This window comes from Pseudomonas sp. MWU12-2037, assembly GCF_023242345.1.
GTDB lineage: Bacteria > Pseudomonadota > Gammaproteobacteria > Pseudomonadales > Pseudomonadaceae > Aquipseudomonas > Aquipseudomonas gingeri_D.
Genome location: NZ_JALLIZ010000008.1, coordinates 15215 through 35860 on the forward strand (window position 1 = coordinate 15215; position 20646 = coordinate 35860).

Consider the following 20646-nt stretch of genomic DNA (forward strand, 5'->3'; position numbering starts at 1 on the left):
ATGGCACTTGCCCTGACCGCTGCCCAACGCAATATCTGGCTGGACCAGATGACCCAGGGCGACTCGCCGTTGTACAACATTGGCGGCTACCTGGAGATTGACGGGCACCTCGACCCCGAGGTGTTCCAGCAGGCCGTGAACCTGTTGATCGATAAACACGATGCCCTGCGCATGGTCCTGCTCGAGCAGCGTGACGAGCAGGGCGTGCCGTTGCAGGCCTTCGCCGCGACACTGCCGGTATGGGTGGCACCGCTGGACCTGCAAGCACAGGCGGACCCGCGCCAGGCTGCCGCGAGCTGGATGCAGCGTCAGTTCGAACGGGCCTTCAAGCTCGATGGCGGCCCGCTGTTCCGACTGCATTTGCTCAAGCTCGAAGCGCAGCGCTTCTACCTTGTCATCCACGCCCACCATATCGTGCTCGACGGTTGGGGCATCGACGAGCTTTTTGCTTCCCTCTGCCAGATCTACAACGCCCTGCACGATCAGCGCACGCCTGATCTGTCTGCACCGTCCTATGTCGATTTCATTGACGACGATCGCGACTATCGCCAGTCGCCGCGTTTCGTTCGCGACCAGGCCTATTGGTTGGAAAAATACCGCGATATCCCCGAGCGCTTGCTGCTCCCGCGCTATCGCCAGGCCCAGGCTGAAGGCCCGAGCCGCAGCAGCCATTTCGCCCGCGATTTTGCCCGGGACCTGGAGAGCCGTATCGACGACCTGGCCGGGCAGTTGCAGGCCTCGCGTTTCCACGTCCTGCTGGCCGCACTGTACGTCTACTTCACTCGGACCCAGCAGCGCGATGAGCTGGTGATCGGCTTGCCGATCCTCAACCGCTCCAACGCCAGCTTCAAGAAGACCCTGGGGCTGTTTGCCCAGCTCAGCCCGGTGCGTTTGCAGTTCAGCGCCGATCTGCCGTTCGCCGAACTGGTCCAGGGCATCGGTCGGGCGCTCAAGCAGGATTACCGCAACCAACGTTTCCCGGTCAGCGATCTCAACCGCCTGCTGGAGTTGCGCCGTACCGAGCGTACGCAGCTGTTCGACCTGACCTTCTCCTACGAGCAACACAACTCCCTGCTGCGCTTCGGACCGGCGAGCGCCCGTGCGGTGAAGTGTTCGAACAATCACGAACAGACACCGCTGGCGATCCATCTGCGGAGCAATGCTTACGATAGTGAATCCCGGCTGCACTACATCTACAACGAGGCGTATTTCCAGGCGGGCGAGATCGAGTCCATGGCCGAGCGCCTGCAGCATGTGCTGGACCAGGGACTGGCGGATGCACAGTTGCCGGTTCGCGGGTTCTCCCTGCTCAATGCCAGCGAAACCGCGCAGTTGCAGGCTTGGAATGCCGAGCCACAACACTTCGCCGAAGACCGCACCATTCACCAGCAGTTCGAAGCCCGCGCCGCCGAGCGGCCGGATGCCGTGGCGCTGGTGTACCAGGATGAAAGCCTGAGCTACGGCGAGCTCAACGCCCGCGCCAATCAGGTTGCCCATCGTCTGTTGGCCCTGGGTGTGCGCCCGGACGATCGGGTGGCGATCTGCGTCGAACGCGGTCCTGCGATGATCATCGGCTTGCTCGGGATCCTCAAATCCGGCGCCGGTTATGTGCCGCTGGACCCGGCTTACCCTCGCGAGCGCCTGGCCTACACCCTCGGTGACAGCGCCCCGGTGGCCTTGCTCAGCCAGCACGCGGTGCAGGAAGCCTTGCCGGCAGTGCAGGTGCCGGTCATCAATCTCGACGATGCGGATCTGCGGGACGAGTCCATGCGTAATCCGCAGGTGGTGGTGAACCCCACGCACCTGGCCTATGTGATCTACACCTCCGGCTCCACCGGCCTGCCCAAGGGCGTGATGGTTGAACATCGCAACGTCGCGCGGCTGTTCTCGGCCACCGACGCCTGGTTCGGCTTCAATGAAACGGACGTCTGGGCGCTGTTCCACTCGTTTGCCTTCGACTTCTCGGTCTGGGAAATCTGGGGCGCGCTGCTGCATGGCGGTCGTTTGCTGATCGTGCCGCAACTGGTCAGCCGCTCCCCCGATGACTGCTACAAGCTGCTCTGCAGCGCCGGTGTAACAGTCCTCAACCAGACCCCGAGCGCCTTCCGCCAATTGATCGCTGCCCAGGACGAGAACCCGCAGGCGCATGTGTTGCGCCAGGTGATTTTCGGCGGTGAAGCGCTGGACACGGCGATGCTCAAGCCCTGGTACGCCCGGGAACTGAACAGCGCCACGCAACTGGTAAACATGTATGGCATCACCGAGACCACGGTGCATGTGACCTACTACCCGCTGCAGGCCGAAGACGCCCAACGGGTGGGCGTAAGCCCGATCGGCAAGCGTATTCCCGACCTGCGCCTGTATCTGCTCGACGGCTACGGCTATCCGTTGCCGCCCGGCGTGGTGGGAGAGTTGTACGTCGGTGGCGCGGGCGTGGCCCGGGGTTACCTCAACCGCGAGGAACTGAACGCTTCGCGCTTCCTCGACGATCCGTTTGTCTCCACCCCGGGGGCGCGCATGTACCGCTCCGGCGACCTGGGGCGCTGGCTGGCCGATGGCAGCCTGGAATACCTGGGTCGTAACGACGAACAGGTGAAGATTCGCGGTTTCCGTATCGAACTGGGCGAGATCGAAGCGCAGCTGGCCGCCTGCGAGGGTGTGCGTGACGCCGTTGTGCTGGTGCGCGAGGATGAACCGGGCGACAAGCGCCTGGTGGCCTATGTCATCGGCACGGCCGGCGTCGAACTGGACGCCGCGAAGTTGCGTGACCAACTGCGCCTGTCCCTGGCCGAGTACATGCTGCCAAGTGCCTTTGTCAGCCTTGAAGCCTTCCCGCTGACCGCCAATGGCAAGCTGGACCGCAAGGCACTCCCGGTGCCGGCGGCCGAGGCCTATGCCCGACGCGAATACCAGGCCCCCGAAGGTCCGGTGGAAACCACCCTGGCCGGGCTGTGGGCCGAGTTGCTTGGTGTCGAGCAGATCGGTCGGCATGATCAGTTCTTCGAACTGGGCGGGCATTCGTTGCTGGCGGTGAAACTCATCGAGCGCATGCGCCAGGTCGGCCTGAGCGCCGATGTCCGGGTGCTGTTCGGCCAGCCGACCCTGGCCGCATTGGCGGCCGCCAGCGGCAAGGGCGGCGAGATTGTCGTGCCGGCCAATGCGATCCCCTCCGGCTGCCAGCACATCACGCCGGACATGTTGCCCCTGGCTCAACTTACCCAGGCCCAGATCGACCGCGTGGTGGCCGGTGTCCCGGGCGGTGTCGGCAATGTGCAGGACATCTACGCGCTGGTGCCCCTGCAGGAAGGCATCCTCTATCACCATCTTTCGAGCGACGAGGGCGATCCGTACCTGTTGCAGGCCCTGCTGCGGGTCGACACCTTTGAACAGTTGCTGGGTTTTGCCGAGTCCTTGCAGGCGGTGATCGACCGTCACGATATCCTGCGCACCGCGGTGGCCTGGGAAGAACTCGATGAGCCGGTCCAGGTGGTCTGGCGCGAGGCGCGGCTGCGGGTCGAAGCCTTTCTGCCGCATCCGGACCAGGGTGATGTGGCCGCTCAGTTACAAGAACATTTCGATCCGCGACGGATTCGCCTGGATTTGCGTCAGGCACCGATGATGCGCCTGCATTATGCCGAAGACGCCGACAACGGCGGCTGGGTCGCGGTGTTGCTGTTCCATCACCTGATCGATGACGCCACCTCCCTGGCCCTGCTGGGCAAGGAGATCGAGGCGTTCAGCCGGGGCCGTGGCGCTGAGCTGGAAGCTTCGGTTCCTTACCGCAACCATGTTGCCCAGGCCCGCCTGGGCGTGAGTCGCGAGCAGCACGAGGCGTTCTTCCGCGAAATGCTCGCTGATGTCGATGAGCCGACCTTGCCCTTCGGCCTGCAGGATGTGCAGGGCGACGGCAGCGGCGTCGAGGAAGCGCTGTTGCCGGTGGACCCGGACCTGGGCCAGCGCCTGCGGGCCCAGGCCCGACGCCTCGGGGTGAGCAACGCCAGCCTGCACCATCTGGCCTGGGGTCAGGTGGTGGCGCGCTTGTCCGGACGTCGCGACGTGGTCTTCGGCACCGTGCTGATGGGCCGCCTGCACAGTGGCCAGGGCGCCGAACGGGCCCTGGGCATGTTTATCAATACCTTGCCGCTGCGGGTGGCCGCGGGCGAGCAGGGGGTCCAGGCGGCGGTGCGGACCACCCACGCGCGGCTGGCGGCCTTGCTCGGCCATGAACATGCGCCGTTGTCATTGGCCCAGGGATGCAGTGGCGTGGCGGCACCGACGCCGTTGTTCAGCGCCCTGATGAACTACCGGCATGTCGCCGTGGGCGCCCAGGCGCCGCAGGACGCCGGCCAGGCCCGGACCTGGGCCGGGGTCGAGGTGCTTGGCGGCGAGGAACGGACCAACTATCCGTTGTCGTTGTCGGTGGACGACCTCGGCGAGTCCTTTGGCCTGACCGTCCAGGCCGTGGCCGGGGTCGGTGCCAAACGGATCGCCGGTTATATGCATACCGTGCTGGAGCAACTGACCGAGGCCCTGGAGCAACAGCCCGAAGCGCCGTTGCACAGCCTCGACTGGTTACCGGCCAGCGAGCGCCGCCAGTTGCAGGAAGACTTCAACGCCTTCGATTGCATCTATCCGACGGACCTGCTGCTGCACCAGATGTTCGAGGCCCACGCGGCGACCCGGCCCGACGCGGTGGCTGTCACCTATGAAGGCCAGCGTCTGAGCTACAGCGAACTGAACCAGTGGGCCAACCAGATTGCCCATCGGCTGATCGCCGAGGGCATCGGCGCCGACGATCGGGTGGCGATCTGTGTGGAGCGCAGCCTGGAAATGATCGCCGGCCTGGTGGGCATTCTCAAGGCCGGTGCCGGTTATGTGCCGCTGGACCCGTCGTACCCGGCCGAGCGCCTGGCCTATATGCTGGAGGACAGTGCACCGAAGGTGCTGCTGACCCAGCGCGGCTTGCGCGAACGCTTCCCCCAGGCGCTGATGCCGGTGTTGTTGCTGGAAAGCGAAGCGCGGATCGAGAGCGGCATCGACGCCGCGCCCCGGCACAATCCGCAGATCGAGGGGCTGAATGCGCAACACCTGGCGTACCTGATCTACACCTCGGGCTCCACCGGCCAGCCCAAGGGCGTGGCCATGCCCCACGGGCCGCTGGTCAACCTGATGCACTGGCAGATCGCCCAGACCGTCGAGCACGGTCGGCCCGGACAACGGACCTTGCAGTTTGCCGCCCTGGGCTTCGACGTGGCCTTCCAGGAAGTCTTCAGCACCTTGTGTGCCGGCGGCGAACTGTCGCTGATCCACGGCGATATCCGCCTGGATTTCCGTCGCCTGTTCCAGCATATCCGCGAGCAGCGCATCGAACGCCTGTATATGCCGTGCATTGCCCTGCAAGCCCTGGCCGAAGCCATGGTCGCCGAAGTCGAGCAACCCGAGTGTGCGTTGCAGGACGTGATCACCGCCGGTGAACAGCTGCGGATCACCGAACCGATGCGGCGCTTCTTCGAACGCCTGGATGATGCGCGGCTGCACAATCACTACGGCCCGACCGAGTCCCACGTGGTCACGGCGCTGACCCTGACGGGAGATCCGCAGGCCTGGCCGACCTTGCCGAGTATCGGTCGGCCGGTGGCCAATACCCGTATCTACCTGCTCGACGAGCAATTCCGGCCGGTGCCGGTGGGTGTGGCGGGGGAGCTCTACATCGGCGGTGCCTGTGTCGCCCGCGGCTACCTGAACCGCGACGAACTGACCGCCGAACGCTTTATCCGCGATCCGTTCGCCACTGCCGAAGGGGCACGGCTGTACAAGACCGGCGACCTGGGTTGCTGGCAGGCCAACGGCCAGATCGACTACCTGGGCCGTAACGACGACCAGATCAAGATCCGTGGCTTCCGTATCGAACTGGGTGAAATCGAAGCGCGCCTCGGCCAATACCCGGGCCTGCGGGACACGGCGGTGCTGGCCCGTGAAGACCGTCCCGGGGAAAAACGCCTGGTGGCGTATTTCAGCGTGCAGGCCGGACAGGTGGCGCCCGAAGCCGACCAGATGCGTCTGCATTTGCAGGCGCTGCTGCCGGACTACATGATTCCGGCGGCCTATGTGCACCTGGAAAAACTCCCGGTTTCACCTAACGGCAAGCTGGACCGTCGTGCGCTGCCGGAGCCTTCGGCCGATGCCTTCGTCAGCCGCGACTACCAGGCGCCGCTCGGCGACACCGAAACCACCCTGGCCGCGCTCTGGTGCGAAGTGCTGGGTGTGGAGCGGGTCGGTCGCCAGGACCATTTCTTCGAACTCGGCGGCCATTCGCTGCTGGCGGTCAAGTTGATCGAGCGCATGCGCCAGGCCGGCCTGAGTGCCGACGTCCGCGTGCTGTTCGGCCAGCCGACCCTGGCGGCGCTGGCGGCGGCCGTGGGCGGCGGGATCGAGATCGTGGTGCCGGCCAACGGTATTCCCGCCGGCTGCGAACGCATCACCCCGGACATGCTGACCCTGACCACTCTGGACCAGGCCTGTATCGACCGCATTGTCGCCGGCGTGCCCGGTGGCACCGGCAACGTGCAGGATATCTACCCGCTGGCGCCGTTGCAGGAAGGCATTCTTTATCACCATATCGCTGCTGAAACGGGCGATCCGTACCTGTTGCAAGCAACTTTCGCCCTGCAGGACCTGGCACAGCTGCGCGGTTTCGCCGAAGCCTTGCAGGCGGTGATCGATCGCCATGACATCCTGCGCACGGCGCTGGTCTGGCAAGGTCTGGAAGAACCGCAACAAGTGGTCCTGCGCCACGTCGAACTGCCGCTGGAGGAGATCGCGCTGGACCCGGCCGCGGGCGATATCCTCGGTCAGTTGCAGCGTCGCTTCGATCCCCGCGAGTGCCGCCTGGACCTCGGCCAGGCGCCGCTGATGCACCTGGCTTTTGCCCAGGATTCGGCCAACCAGCGCTGGGTGGCGATCCTGCTGTTCCACCATATTGCCCTCGATCACACCGCCCTGGATGTGATGAGCGAAGAGATGCTCGCCCATCTGCATGGCGCGGCCGGACAACTACCGGCGGCGATGCCGTACCGCAACTATGTGGGTCAGGCCCGCCTGGGGGTGAGCCGCGAGCAACATGAAGCGTTCTTCCGCGAAATGCTCGGCGATGTCGACGAACCGACCTTGCCGTTCGGCCTGCTGCAGGTGCAGGGCGACGGGCAGGGCGTCAAGGAGGTCCGCCGCGATCTTCCGGCTGAACTGTGTCAACGCCTGCGCACCCAGGCCCGGCAACTGGGGGTGAGTGCCGCCAGTCTGCATCACCTGGCCTGGGCCCGGGTGCTGGGCAGCGTCAGCGGCCGTGAGGACGTGGTCTTCGGTACCGTGCTGTTGGGCCGTATGCAAAGCGGCCTGGGTGCCGATCGTGCACTCGGGATGTTTATCAATACCTTGCCGTTGCGGGTCGAGGTCGGTGCCTGCGCGGTACGCCAGGCGGTGCGCCAGACCCACGCCCGACTCACCGCACTGCTCGGCCACGAGCATGCGCCCTTGGTGCTGGCCCAGCGTTGCAGCGCGGTGGCGGCCTCGTCGCCGCTGTTCAGCGCGTTGCTCAACTACCGGCACAGCCCGGCGCTCGAAGCCAGTGGTGGCGATTATTGGGCAGACACCCAGGTCCTCGGCGTCCGCGAGCGGACCAATTACCCCTGTGCCTTGTCGGTGGACGACCAGGGCGAAGGCTTCCTGCTGAGCGTGCAGGTGGCGGCCGGAGTCGACGGTCAGCGGGTCTGCGGTTATATGCAGACCGCCTTGACCCAGCTGGTCGAGGCCCTGGAATCCGCGCCGGATTCAGCGGTGCGCGACCTGGCGGTGCTGCCGGAGGATGAGCGTCGGCAATTGCTGCGGGACTTCAATGCCACGACAACCGATTACCCGATGATCCGCACCGTGCACAGCCTGTTCGAGGACCAGGTACGCCTGCGGCCACAAGCGACGGCGGCCGTGCACCATGGCCAGGCCCTGAGCTACGCGCAGTTGAACCGACGGGCCAACCAGCTTGCCGCCTATCTGCTCGGTCTCGGCGTGCAACCGGGGGCGCGGGTGGCGATCCTGCTGGAGCGTTCCCTGGACCTGCTGGTCAGCCAGTTGGCGATTCTCAAGTGCGCGGCGGTCTATGTGCCGCTGGACACCAAGGCGCCGCTGGAGCGCCAGCAGTTCATGCTTGAAGACAGCCAGGCCGCGGTCCTGCTGACCCGGGGCGGTTTTGCGCTGGCCAGCGGTACGGCGACGCGGGTCGATCTCGACACCATGGTGCTGGACGCCTTGCCGACGGATGACCGGCCATTGGCGCAATCGAGCGAAACCCCGGCCTACATCATGTACACCTCCGGCTCCACCGGGGTGCCCAAGGGTGTGGTGGTGCCGCACCGGGCCATCACGCGGCTGGTGATCAACAACGGTTATGCCGACTTCAACGAGCAGGATCGGATCGCCTTCAGCTCCAACCCGGCGTTCGACGCCAGCACCATGGATGTCTGGGGCGCCTTGCTCAATGGCGGCCAGGTGCTGGTGGTGGACCATGACACGCTGCTCGAACCGGCGCGTTTCGGCGAGCTGCTGATCAGCTCCGGGGCCACGGTGCTGTTTGTCACCACGGCGGTGTTCAACCAGTACGTGCAACTGATCCCGGAAGCCATCAAGGGTTTGCGGATCCTTCTGTGCGGTGGTGAACGCAGCGACCCGGCGTCGTTCCGCCGCCTGTTGGCGCTGGCGCCGCAACTGCGCCTGGTGCATTGCTACGGGCCGACCGAAACCACCACCTACGCCACCACCTATCACGTGACCGCGGTGGCCGAAGATGCCGAGAGCGTGCCGATCGGCCGTCCTATCGGCAATACCCAGGTCTATGTCCTCGATGCCCGCCAGCAATTGCTGCCCCTGGGCGTCAGCGGTGAAATCTGCATCGGTGGCAAGGGTGTGGCGCAGGGTTACCTCAACCGCGCCGACCTGACCGCCGAGAAATTTATCGCCGACCCGTTCAGCAACGAGCCCGGCGCCTTGCTCTATCGCACCGGCGACCTTGGCCGCTGGTTGGTCGATGGCCAGCTGGAATGCCTGGGGCGTAACGACGACCAGGTAAAGATTCGCGGTTTCCGGATCGAACTCGGGGAAATCGAGGCGCGCCTGAGCACCCATCCGCAGGTGCGCGAATGCATCGTGCTGGCCCGCGAGGACGTTCCCGGCGACAAGCGCCTGGCGGCCTATATCACCACGACCGGCGAGCCGGCCACGGTGGAAGCACTGCGCGGCTACCTGCAAGGCCTGTTGCCGGAGTACATGGTGCCCAGCGCCTATGTGCAACTGGACGCATTGCCGCTGACCCTGAACGGCAAGGTCGACCGCAAGGCGCTGCCGGTGCCGGAGTCGGATGCCCTGGCCCGTGGCGATTACCAGGCGCCGCAAGGCGAAGTGGAAATCCTGCTGGCATCGATCTGGGCCGATGTGCTCAAGGTCGAGCGGGTCGGGCGTCATGACCACTTCTTTGAACTGGGCGGCCATTCGTTGCTGGCGGTCAGCCTGATCGAGCGCATGCGCCAGGTCGGCCTGAGCGCCGATGTGCGCGTACTGTTCGGCCAGCCGACCCTGGCCGCGCTGGCGGCGGCGGTGGGCGGCGGCACGGAAATCGTGGTGCCGGCCAACCTGATCGCCGATGACTGCGCACACCTCACCCCGGACCTGCTGCCGCTGATCAAGCTGACCCAGGCGCAGATCGACCAGGTGCTGGCGAGCGTGCCGGGCGGCGCACGGAATGTGCAGGATATCTACCCGCTGGCACCGTTGCAGGCGGGCATCCTTTATCACCATATCAGCGCCGAACAGGGCGACCCCTATGTTCTGCAAGCGCTGTTCGGCCTGCGGGACCGCGCGCGGCTGGAGGATTTCAGCAACGCCCTGCAAGGGGTGATCGACCGTCACGACATCCTCCGTACCGCCGTGCTCTGGGAAGGGCTCGACGAACCGTTGCAGGTGGTCCTGCGACGGGCCACGCTGGAAGTCACCGAGCTGTTCCTCGATCCGGCGGCCGGTCCGCTGGCTGAGCAACTGCACCAGCGTTTCAATCCGCGCCACTACCGCCTCGATGTGCGCCAGGCGCCGTTGATCCGCATTGTCTTTACCCACGATGCGGCCGCTGACCGTTGGCTGGCGATGCTGCTGTTCCATCATATGGCCCTCGACCACACCGCGCTGGACGTGGTCCAGCATGAGATCCAGGCGCACTTGCTCGGCGAGGCCCATACCCTGGGCGAAGCGATGCCGTATCGCAACTATGTGGCCCAGGCGCGCCTGGGTGTCAGCCAGGCGCAGCACGAGGCGTTTTTCCGTGGGGTGCTGGGCGATATCGACGAGCCGACCCTGCCGTTCGGCCTGCAGGATGTGCAGGACGGCGGACGTGAAATCGAAGAGGCCAGCCTGGCCCTGGCGCCCGAGTTGAGCCTGCGTCTGCGGGCCCAGGCCCGCCAGGCCGGGGTCAGTGCCGCGAGCCTGATACACCTGGCCTGGGCGCGGGTGCTGGGCAGTGTCTCTGGCCGCGAGCAAGTGGTGTTCGGCACGGTACTGCTGGGCCGCCTTCAGGCGGGCGAGGGTGCTGACCGGGCGTTGGGGATGTTTATCAATACCTTGCCGCTGCGGGTCGATATCGGTACGCAGACGGTGCTCGCCGGACTCAAGGCCACCCACGGCCAACTGACCGCGTTGCTTGGGCACGAACATGCGCCGTTGGTGCTGGCCCAGCGTTGCAGCGGCGTGGCCGCGCCGGCACCGTTGTTCAGCGCGTTGCTCAACTACCGCCACAGTGTGGTGGCCGCCCCCACGGCCGAGCATGAAGCGGCCTGGAGTGGTATTGAAGCTTTTGGCGCCGAGGAGCGCACCAACTATCCGCTGACCCTGAACGTCGATGACCTGGGCGATGGCTTCAAGTTGTCGGTGCTGGTCACCGCCGAGGTGGGTGCGCAACGCCTGTGCGGTTATATGCAGGCAGCGGTGGCGCAACTGCTCCAGGCGCTGGAACAGACCCCGGCGGCGACGCTGGACAGCCTGTCGATCCTGCCGCCGGCGGAGCGTGAGCAGGTGCTGGTCGGTTTCAACGCCACCGCCACCGATTCGCCACGGCATACGACGGTGCACGCTCTGTTCGAGGCCCAGGTACAGCGCACGCCTGAAGCCGCGGCGGTGGTGCATGACGCGACGAGCCTGAGTTACCGCGAGTTGAACCGGCAGGCCAATCGCCTGGCGGCGGAACTGCTGGAACTCGGCGTGCAACCTGGGGATAGCGTGGCGCTGTTGTTGCCGCGCTCCATCGACCTGGTGGTCAGCCAACTGGCGGTGCTCAAGTGCGCGGCGGTCTATGTGCCGCTGGATATCAATGCCCCACGCGAACGCCAGGCCTTTATGGTGCAGGACAGCCAGGCCGTGCTGGTGCTGACCTACAGCGCTGAAACCCTGGACCAGGGTGTACGGCGTCTTGACCTCGACACCCGGTCTGTCAACGCAGAGCCGGCGGCCAATCCGGACCGAGCGGCAACCGCCGAGTCGGTCGCCTACATCATGTACACCTCCGGTTCCACCGGCACGCCCAAGGGTGTGCTGGTCCCGCACCGGGCCATCGGCCGCCTGGTAATCGACAACGGCTACGCCGACTTCAATGCACGGGATCGCGTGGCCTTCGCCTCCAACCCGGCTTTCGACGCCAGCACCCTGGATGTCTGGGCGCCGCTGCTCAATGGCGGTTGCGTGGTGGTGGTCGAACACTCGGTATTGCTGTCCCAGGATGAGTTCCGGGCGCTGCTGCTGGCGCAATCGGTCAGCGTGCTGTGGCTGACCGCCGGGCTGTTCCATCAATATGCCGACGGCCTGATGGAGGTCTTCGCCCACTTGCGCTACCTGATTGTCGGTGGCGATGTACTGGACCCGGCGGTCATCGCCCGGGTACTGGCGCAAGGCGCGCCGCAACATCTGCTCAACGGCTATGGCCCGACCGAAGCCACGACCTTTTCCGCGACCTACGAGATCACCTCGGTGGGCAGCGGCGGTATTCCCATCGGTCGACCGATCGGCAACAGCCAGGTCTACGTGCTTGATGCGCGTCGCCAACCGGTGGCGGTGGGTGTGCCCGGCGAGCTGTATATCGGCGGGCAGGGCGTGGCCAAGGGGTATTTGAACCGGGCGGAATTGAGCGCCACGCAGTTTGTCGCCGATCCGTTCAGCGCCCAGGCGGGGGCACTGCTGTACCGCACCGGTGACCTCGGTCGCTGGAACGCGGACGGTAACCTGGAGTACCTCGGCCGCAATGACGGTCAGGTGAAGATCCGTGGTTTCCGTATCGAACTGGGTGAAATCGAGGCCGCTCTGGTCACGCACCCGGCGGTACAGGAAGCGGTGTTGCTGGCACGGCAGGACGACGGTGAGAAACGCCTGGTGGCCTATTTCACCCTGGGCGAGTCGCAGCAGACGCTGGATATCGAAAGCCTGCGCAGTCATCTGCAGGCCTGTCTGCCGGACTATATGGTGCCCGCGGCCTACGTGCGTCTCGACGCGCTGCCGCTGACCCCCAACGGCAAGCTGGACCGCAAGGCCCTGCCGGCACCGGATGCCCAGGCACTGGTCAGCCGTGGCTACGAGGCGCCCGAAGGCGTGGTCGAAACCACCCTGGCGGCGATCTGGGCCGAGGTGCTCAAGGTCGAGCGGGTAGGGCGTCACGATCACTTCTTCGAACTGGGCGGGCATTCGCTGCTGGCCGTCAGCCTGATCGAACGGATGCGCCAGGCCGGCTTGAGCGCCGATGTGCGCGTGCTGTTCGGCCAGCCGACCCTGGCCGCATTGGCGGCGGCCGTCGGTGGGGGCTCTGAAATCAAGGTCCCGGCCAATGCCATCCCGGCCGGTTGCACCCGGATCACGCCGGACCTGCTGCCCCTGGCCGATCTCGACCAGGCCGCCATTGACCGTATTGTCGCCAGCGTGCCGGGCGGGGTGACCAATGTGCAGGATATCTACCCGCTGGCACCCTTGCAGGAGGGGATTCTTTATCACCACCTGGCGGCCGAGCAGGGCGATCCGTACGTCTTGCAGACCCTGTTCGAGATGGCCGGTCGCGAGCGCCTGAGTGCCTTTATCGACGCCTTGCAAAGCGTTATCGAACGCCATGACATCCTGCGTACCGCCGTGCTCTGGCAAGGGCTGGAGACACCGATGCAGGTGGTCTGGCGCCAGGCACGGTTGTATCTGGAGCAGGTCGAACTCGATCCGGCCGAGGGCGATATCGCCGAGCAGTTGCATGAACGCTTCGACGCACGTCATTCGCGGTTGGACCTGACCCAGGCGCCGCTGATGCGCCTGGTCTTTGCCGAGGACGCGCCGAACCAGCGCTGGGTGGCGATGCTGTTGTTCCACCATATGGCCCTGGACCACACCGCGATGGATGTGGTGCGCCAGGATATGCAGGCGCACCTGCTCGGCCTGGCCGGACAGCTCGGTGCCGCCGTGCCGTATCGCAACTATGTGGCCCAGGCCCGCCTGGGTGTGAGCCGCGAGGCCCATGAAGGGTTCTTCCGCGAGATGTTGGGCGATATCGATGAGCCGACCCTGCCGTTCGGCCTGCTGGATGTGCAGGGCGACGGTCGCGATATCGAGGAAAGCAGCCTGGCGCTGGACAGCCGGCTGGACCTGCGCCTGCGGGCCCAGGCCCGTCAACTGGGGGTGAGCGCCGCCAGCCTGGTGCACCTGGCCTGGGCCCAGGTACTGGGCAAGGTGTCGAGCAAGCGCACGGTGGTGTTCGGTACCGTGCTGATGGGCCGGATGCAGGGCGGCGAGGGTGCCGACCGGGCGCTGGGGATGTTTATCAATACCTTGCCGCTGCGGGTGGACCTGGGCGAGCGGGGCGCGCGGGACGGGGTCCGGGCGACCCATGCCCGGCTCACCGCGCTGCTCGGTCACGAACATGCGCCGTTGGTACTGGCCCAGCGTTGCAGCGGGGTGGCCGCGCCGTTGCCGTTGTTCAGTGCACTGCTCAACTACCGGCACAGTGCCGCGGCGGAACAATCGGGCGAGGCCCTTGAGGCCTGGCGCGGTATCGAGGTGCTCAGTGGCGAGGAGCGCACCAACTACCCGTTGACCTTGAACGTCGACGATCTGGGCGACGGTTTCAAGTTGACGGTACTGGTCACCGGCAGCGTCGGAGCCGGGCGCGTTTGCAGCTATATGCAGACAGCGTTGGAAAGTCTGGTGGGGGCGTTGGAACAGTCACCGGCCACGGCGCTCGACAGTCTGTCGATTCTGCCGGCCGCCGAGCGTGAGCAGTTGTTGTTCGGGCTTAACGATACGGCACTGGATTATCCGCAGCAGCAGACTATCCATGGGTTGTTCGAGGCGCAGGTGGAACGTACGCCGGAGGCTTTGGCGGTGGTCCATGGTGAACAGCGTCTGAGTTATCGCGAACTCAATGAACTGGCCAACCGCCTGGCGCATACCTTGCGTAAACAAGGTGTGCGGCCGGATTCGCGGGTCGGGATCTGTGTCGAGCGCGGGACAGAGATGGTCGTCGGCTTGCTGGCGATCCTCAAGGCGGGCGGTGGTTATGTGCCGCTGGATCCGGCTTATCCGGTAGAGCGGATTGCCTATATGTTGCAGGACAGTGCTCCGGCAGCCGTACTCGCGCAGGCCGCAACCCGTGACTTGCTGGCAGGGGTTTCGGTGCCCGTGATCAATCTCGATCAGGGCACCTGGCAGGACGAGTCCGTCCAGAATCCAGAGGTGCCGGGGCTGACGTCGGCACATCTGGCGTACCTGATCTACACCTCGGGGTCGACCGGTCTGCCCAAGGGCGTGATGATCGAACACCGCAACACGGTGAGCTTCCTGACCTGGGCCCATGCCGCTTTCGACGGTGGTTCGGCGTTGAACAAGACGTTGTTCTCGACTTCGCTGAACTTCGATCTGGCGGTCTACGAGTGCTTTGCCCCTCTGACCTCGGGCGGCAGTATCGACGTGGTGAAAAACGTCCTGGAGCTGCAACACGGCGAACACGATATCGGTCTGATCAACACTGTGCCGTCCGCCCTGAAGGCCTTGCTGGAAGTCGACGGCCTGCCGGAGTCGGTGCACACGGTCAACGTTGCAGGTGAGGCGCTGAAACGCAGTCTGGTGGAATCGCTGTTCGAGAAGACCGGCGTCCAACGCCTGTGCAACCTCTATGGCCCTTCGGAAACCACCACCTATTCAAGTTGGGTAGCGATGGATCGCGAAGACGGTTTTGCCCCGCATATCGGCAAGCCGGTGGGCAACACCCAGTTCTACCTGCTGGATGAGCAGCAACAGCCCGTTCCGCTGGGTGTACCGGGTGAAATCTACATCGGTGGCGCCGGTGTGGCCCGGGGTTACCTCAATCGCGACGACCTCACCGCCGAACGTTTCCTCCAGGACCCGTTCAGCCAGGACGCCTCGGCACGGATGTACCGCACCGGCGACCTGGGTCGTTATCTGGCGGACGGCAATATCGAATACCTGGGCCGTAACGACGACCAGGTGAAGATCCGTGGTTTCCGTATCGAACTGGGCGAGATCGAAGCGCGCCTGGCCAAACATCCAGCGGTGCAGGAAGCCGTGGTCATGGCCCGCGAGGACGTGCCGGGCGACAAACGCCTGGTGGCTTACTACACCGTTCAGTCCATGGACAACGAGCCGGCCATCGACAGCCTGCGCGGTTGGCTGCTGGGGCAACTGCCGGCCTATATGGTCCCGGTGGCCTACGTACGACTCGACGCACTACCGCTGACCCCCAACGGCAAGCTGGACCGCAAGGCCCTGCCGGCTCCGGACGGCGGCGCGCTGATCAGTCGCGGCTACGAAGCCCCGCAAGGCGAGACGGAAACCCTGATCGCCGAGATCTGGCAAACCTTGCTGGGTATCGCCCAGGTCGGTCGGCATGACCACTTCTTCGAACTGGGCGGCCATTCGCTGCTCGCCGTGAGCCTGATGGAACGCATGCGCCAGGAAGGTCTGGAAGCCGATGTCAGGACCCTGTTCGAATACCCCACCCTCTCGGAATACGCGGCAACGACGGAAAGAATGGAGATTGTTCTGTGAGCGTGATCGAACTGTTGGCAATACTGAAAGAGAAAGATGTGCAACTTGCCGTCAAGGGCGACCAACTGGTCGTCAGCGGCAGGCGACAGTCCCTCACCGAGCCCGCCGTGCTGGCGATGTTGCGCGAGAACAAGGCGGTGTTGATCGAACTGATCAATGCCGGCGAGTATTCCAGCGGCAAGGCCGGGGAAGTGGAGATTCCGGCCCAGGCGATCCCTGCCGGCTGCGCGCGCATCACCCCGGACATGCTGCCCCTGTTCCGGCTCGACCAGGCGGCCATCGAGCATATCGTCGCCAGCGTCCCCGGTGGTGTCGGCAATGTGCAGGACATCTACCCGCTGGCACCGTTGCAGGAAGGCATCCTCTATCACCATATCGCCGCCGGGCAGGGTGATCCCTACGTCCTGCAGGCGCAGTTCGCGATTGCCAGCCGGGCTCGTTTCGACGAGTTCACCACGGCCTTGCAGCAGGTGATCGACCGTCACGACATCCTGCGCACCAGCGTGGTCTGGGAAGGCCTGGACGAACCGGTGCAGGTGGTCTGGCGCCAGGCGCGGCTGGTCCTCACTGAAATCGAGATCGACCCCGCTGCCGGCGCGGCTGGCGAGCAACTACGACAACGCTTCGACCCGCGCCACTACCGTCTCGATATCAGTCAGGCGCCGTTGCTGCGCCTGGCCTTCGCCCACGATGCGGCCAACCAGCGCTGGGTGGCAATGCTGCTGTTCCATCACATCGCCATCGACCACGCGGCCCTGGAAGTGGTGCAGCAGGAAATCCATGCGCACCTGTACGGCCAGGCCCAGGCCCTGGGCGAGCCGGTGCCGTACCGCAACTATGTGGCCCAGGCCCGACTCGGGGTCAGCGGCAAGCAGCACGAAGCGTTTTTCCGCGAGATGCTCGGCGATATCGACGAGCCGACCCTGCCGTTCGGCATTCAGGATGTGCGCGGCGACGGTCATGGTGTCGAAGAAGCGACCCAGACCCTGCCCGTCGAGCTGAGCCAGCGCCTGCGGGCCCAGGCCCGGCAGCAGGGGGTGAGTGCGGCGAGCCTGCATCACCTCGCCTGGGCCCAGGTGCTCGGGCGCCTGTGCGGGCGCAACGATGTGGTGTTCGGCACCGTGCTGCTGGGGCGGATGCGCGGCAGCGAAGGGGTTCGCCGGGCCCTGGGGATGTTTATCAATACCTTGCCGCTGCGGGTTGCGGTGGGCGAGCAGGATGCGCGGGCCGGGGTCAAGGCGACCCATGCGCGGCTGACCGCGTTGCTCGGCCACGAGCACGCCTCGTTGTCCCTGGCCCAGCGTTGCAGCGGCGTGGCCGCGCCGACGCCGTTGTTCAGCACCTTGCTCAACTACCGGCACAGTTCTGCTGAGGCGGTGACGGGGGAGGCGGTGCAGCTGTGGGAAGGGATCGAGGTGTTGGGGGGCGAAGAACGCACCAACTATCCGCTGATCCTGTCCCTGGATGACCTGGGCGAAGGTTTCAGCCTGAATGTGCAGGCGCTTGCCGGTATCGGTGCGCAGCGGGTCTGCGGGTATATGCAGACGGCGTTGGAGCAGTTGGTCCAGGCCCTGGAGCGGGCTTCGACTTCGGCGCTCAACAGCCTCTCGATTCTGCCGGCCGATGAGCGCGAACAGTTGCTGGTGGGGTTCAACGATACGGCACTGGATTATCCGCGGGAACAGACCATTCACGGGTTGTTCGAGGCGCAGGTTGAGCGTACGCCGGATGCTTTGGCGGTGGTGCATGGCGAACAGCGCCTGAGCTATCGCGAGCTTAACGAGCAGGCCAACCGTTTGGCCCATGCGTTGCGCAAGCAGGGTGTGCAGCCGGATTCTCGGGTCGGGATCTGTGTCGGGCGTGGGGCCGAGATGGTTGTCGGGTTGCTGGCGATTCTCAAGGCGGGCGGCGGTTATGTGCCGCTGGACCCGGCTTATCCGGCGGAGCGGATTGCCTATATGTTGCAGGACAGCGCTCCGGCGGCGGTGCTGGCTCAGTCGGCTACCCAGGCATTGTTGGCGGGCGTTACGGTGCCCGTGATCAATCTCGACCAGGACACCTGGCAGGACGAATCCGTCCAGAATCCGCAGGTGCCAGGGCTGACCTCAGCGCATCTGGCTTACCTGATCTACACCTCGGGTTCGACCGGTCTGCCCAAAGGCGTGATGATCGAACACCGCAATACCGTGAACTTCCTGACCTGGGCTCACGCCGCTTTCGGTGATGAGGCGTTGAACAAGACCTTGTTCTCCACCTCGCTGAACTTCGACCTGGCGGTCTACGAGTGCTTTGCACCGCTGACTTCGGGCGGCAGCATCGAGGTGGTGAAAAACGTTCTGGAACTGCAACAGGGCGAACACGATATCGGTCTGGTCAACACCGTACCCTCAGCCTTGAAGGCGCTGCTGGAAGTCGATGGTCTGCCGAAATCGGTGCACACGGTCAACGTCGCCGGCGAGGCCCTTAAACGCAGCCTGGTGGAGTCACTGTTCGAGAAGACCGGCGTCCAACGCCTGTGCAACCTCTATGGCCCTTCGGAAACCACCACCTATTCAAGCTGGGTAGCGATGGATCGCCAGGACGGCTTCGCCCCGCATATCGGCAAACCGGTGGGCAACACCCAGTTCTACCTGCTGGACGAGCAGCAACAGCCCGTCCCGTTAGGTGTTCCGGGTGAAATCTACATTGGCGGTGCCGGTGTGGCACGGGGTTACCTGAACCGCGACGACCTGACCGCCGAACGCTTCCTCCAGGATCCGTTCGCAACCACGCCGAATGCCCGGATGTACAGCACCGGCGACCTCGGCCGCTATCTGCCAGACGGCAATATCGAATACCTCGGCCGTAACGACGACCAGGTGAAAATCCGTGGTTTCCGTATCGAACTGGGCGAGATCGATGCCCGCCTGGCCAAACATCCGGCGGTCCACGAAGCCGTGGTCACGGCCCGCGAAGATATCCCGGGCGACAAGCGTCTGGTGGCCTATTACACCCTGGCCGATGGACATACCTCGGTCGATATCGACAGCCTGCGCCGTCATCTGCAGGAAAAGCTGCCGGAGTACATGGTCCCGGCCATCTACGTTGTGTTGGACAAGCTGCCGCTGACCCCCAACGGCAAGCTCGACCGCAAGGCCCTGCCAGCCCCGGACAGCGATGCGCTGGTCCGTCGTGGCTACGAAGCGCCCCAAGGCGAAACCGAAATCACCCTGGCACGGATCTGGAGCGACCTGCTCAAGGTCGAGCAGGTCGGACGCCATGATCACTTCTTCGAACTGGGCGGCCATTCGCTGCTGGCCGTCAGCCTGATCGGCCATATGCGCCAGGCCGGGCTCAGTGTCGATGTGCAGGCGCTGTTCAGCCAGCCGACCCTGGCCGCTCTGGCCACTGCCGTGGGCGGCGGGCGGGAAATCGTCGTTCCGGCCAACGCCATTCCGGCAGGCTGCGAGCACATCACCCCGGAGATGCTGCCCCTGGTCAACCTCGACCAGGCCGCCATCGAACAGATTGTCGCGAACGTGCCCGGTGGCGCGGCGAATGTGCAGGATATCTATCCGCTGGCGCCGTTGCAGGAAGGCATTCTCTATCACCATCTGTCTGCCGGCAGCGGCGATCCCTACGTCCTCCATGCACTGTTCACGGTGCCGGACCGCCAGCGCCTGGACGCTTTCGCCCTGGCGTTGCAACAGGTTATCGATCGCCATGACATCCTGCGCACCGCCGTGCTCTGGCAGGGCCTGGAAGAGCCGGTCCAGGTGGTCTGGCGCCAGGCCCGCCTGCACCGCGAGGCCCTGGAACTTGACCCGCGTGCCGGTGATGTAGCCAGCCAGCTCAAGGAGCGTTTCGACACCCGTCACTCGCGCCTGGACGTGACCCGAGCGCCACTGATGCAACTGGTGTTTGCCGAAGATGAAGCCGAGCAGCGCTGGGTGGCGATGTTGCGCTTCCATCATATGGCCCTGGACCACACCGCCCTGGAAGTGGTCCGTCATGAAATCCAGGCACACCTGCTGGGGCAGGCCGCGCAGTTGGGCTGCCCGGTGCCGTATCGCAACTATGTGGCCCAGGCGCGCCTGGGTGGGCGTCGGGAGGAACACGAAGCGTTCTTCCGCGAGATGCTGGGCGATATCGACGAGCCGACACTGCCGTTCGGTTTGCAGGATGTGCAGGGCGACGGTCATTCCATCGAGGAAGCCACCCGCGTGCTGTCGCCGGCGCTGAGCCTGCGCCTGCGGGCTCGTGCCCGGCAGTTGGGCGTGAGCGCGGCCAGCTTGCATCATCTGGCCTGGGCCCAGGTATTGGGCAAGGTTTCGGGCAAGCAGGACGTGGTCTTCGGCACCGTGTTGATGGGCCGGATGCAGGGCGGCGAGGGTGCCGACCGGGCGCTGGGGATGTTTATCAATACCTTGCCGCTGCGGGTGGCCGTGGGCGGGCAGGGCGCGCGTGCCGGGGTCAAGGCGACCCATGTGCGACTGACCGCGCTGCTGGGGCACGAACATGCGTCCCTGGCCCTGGCCCAGCGTTGCAGCG

The 20646-nt window shown here is 65.2% G+C and carries 2 protein-coding genes (1 of these 2 running past the window's edge); both read left to right on the forward strand.

The genetic code is table 11. From position 1 onward, the window contains the following. Positions 1-16116: a syringopeptin non-ribosomal peptide synthetase SypA gene (gene sypA / locus M5B42_RS16340; protein WP_248746418.1), complete on the forward strand. Its 16116-nt coding sequence runs from the start codon at positions 1-3 to the stop codon at positions 16114-16116. Continuing rightward, a protein-coding gene (locus M5B42_RS16345) for a non-ribosomal peptide synthetase (protein ID WP_248746419.1) crosses the window boundary here: on the forward strand, positions 16113-20646 show its 5' portion. Its footprint extends 11834 nt past the window's final position; the window shows 4534 of its 16368 coding nt (coding positions 1-4534); it begins with the start codon at positions 16113-16115; its stop codon lies beyond the right edge, outside the window. The genes sypA and M5B42_RS16345 overlap by 4 nt, the downstream gene beginning before the upstream one ends.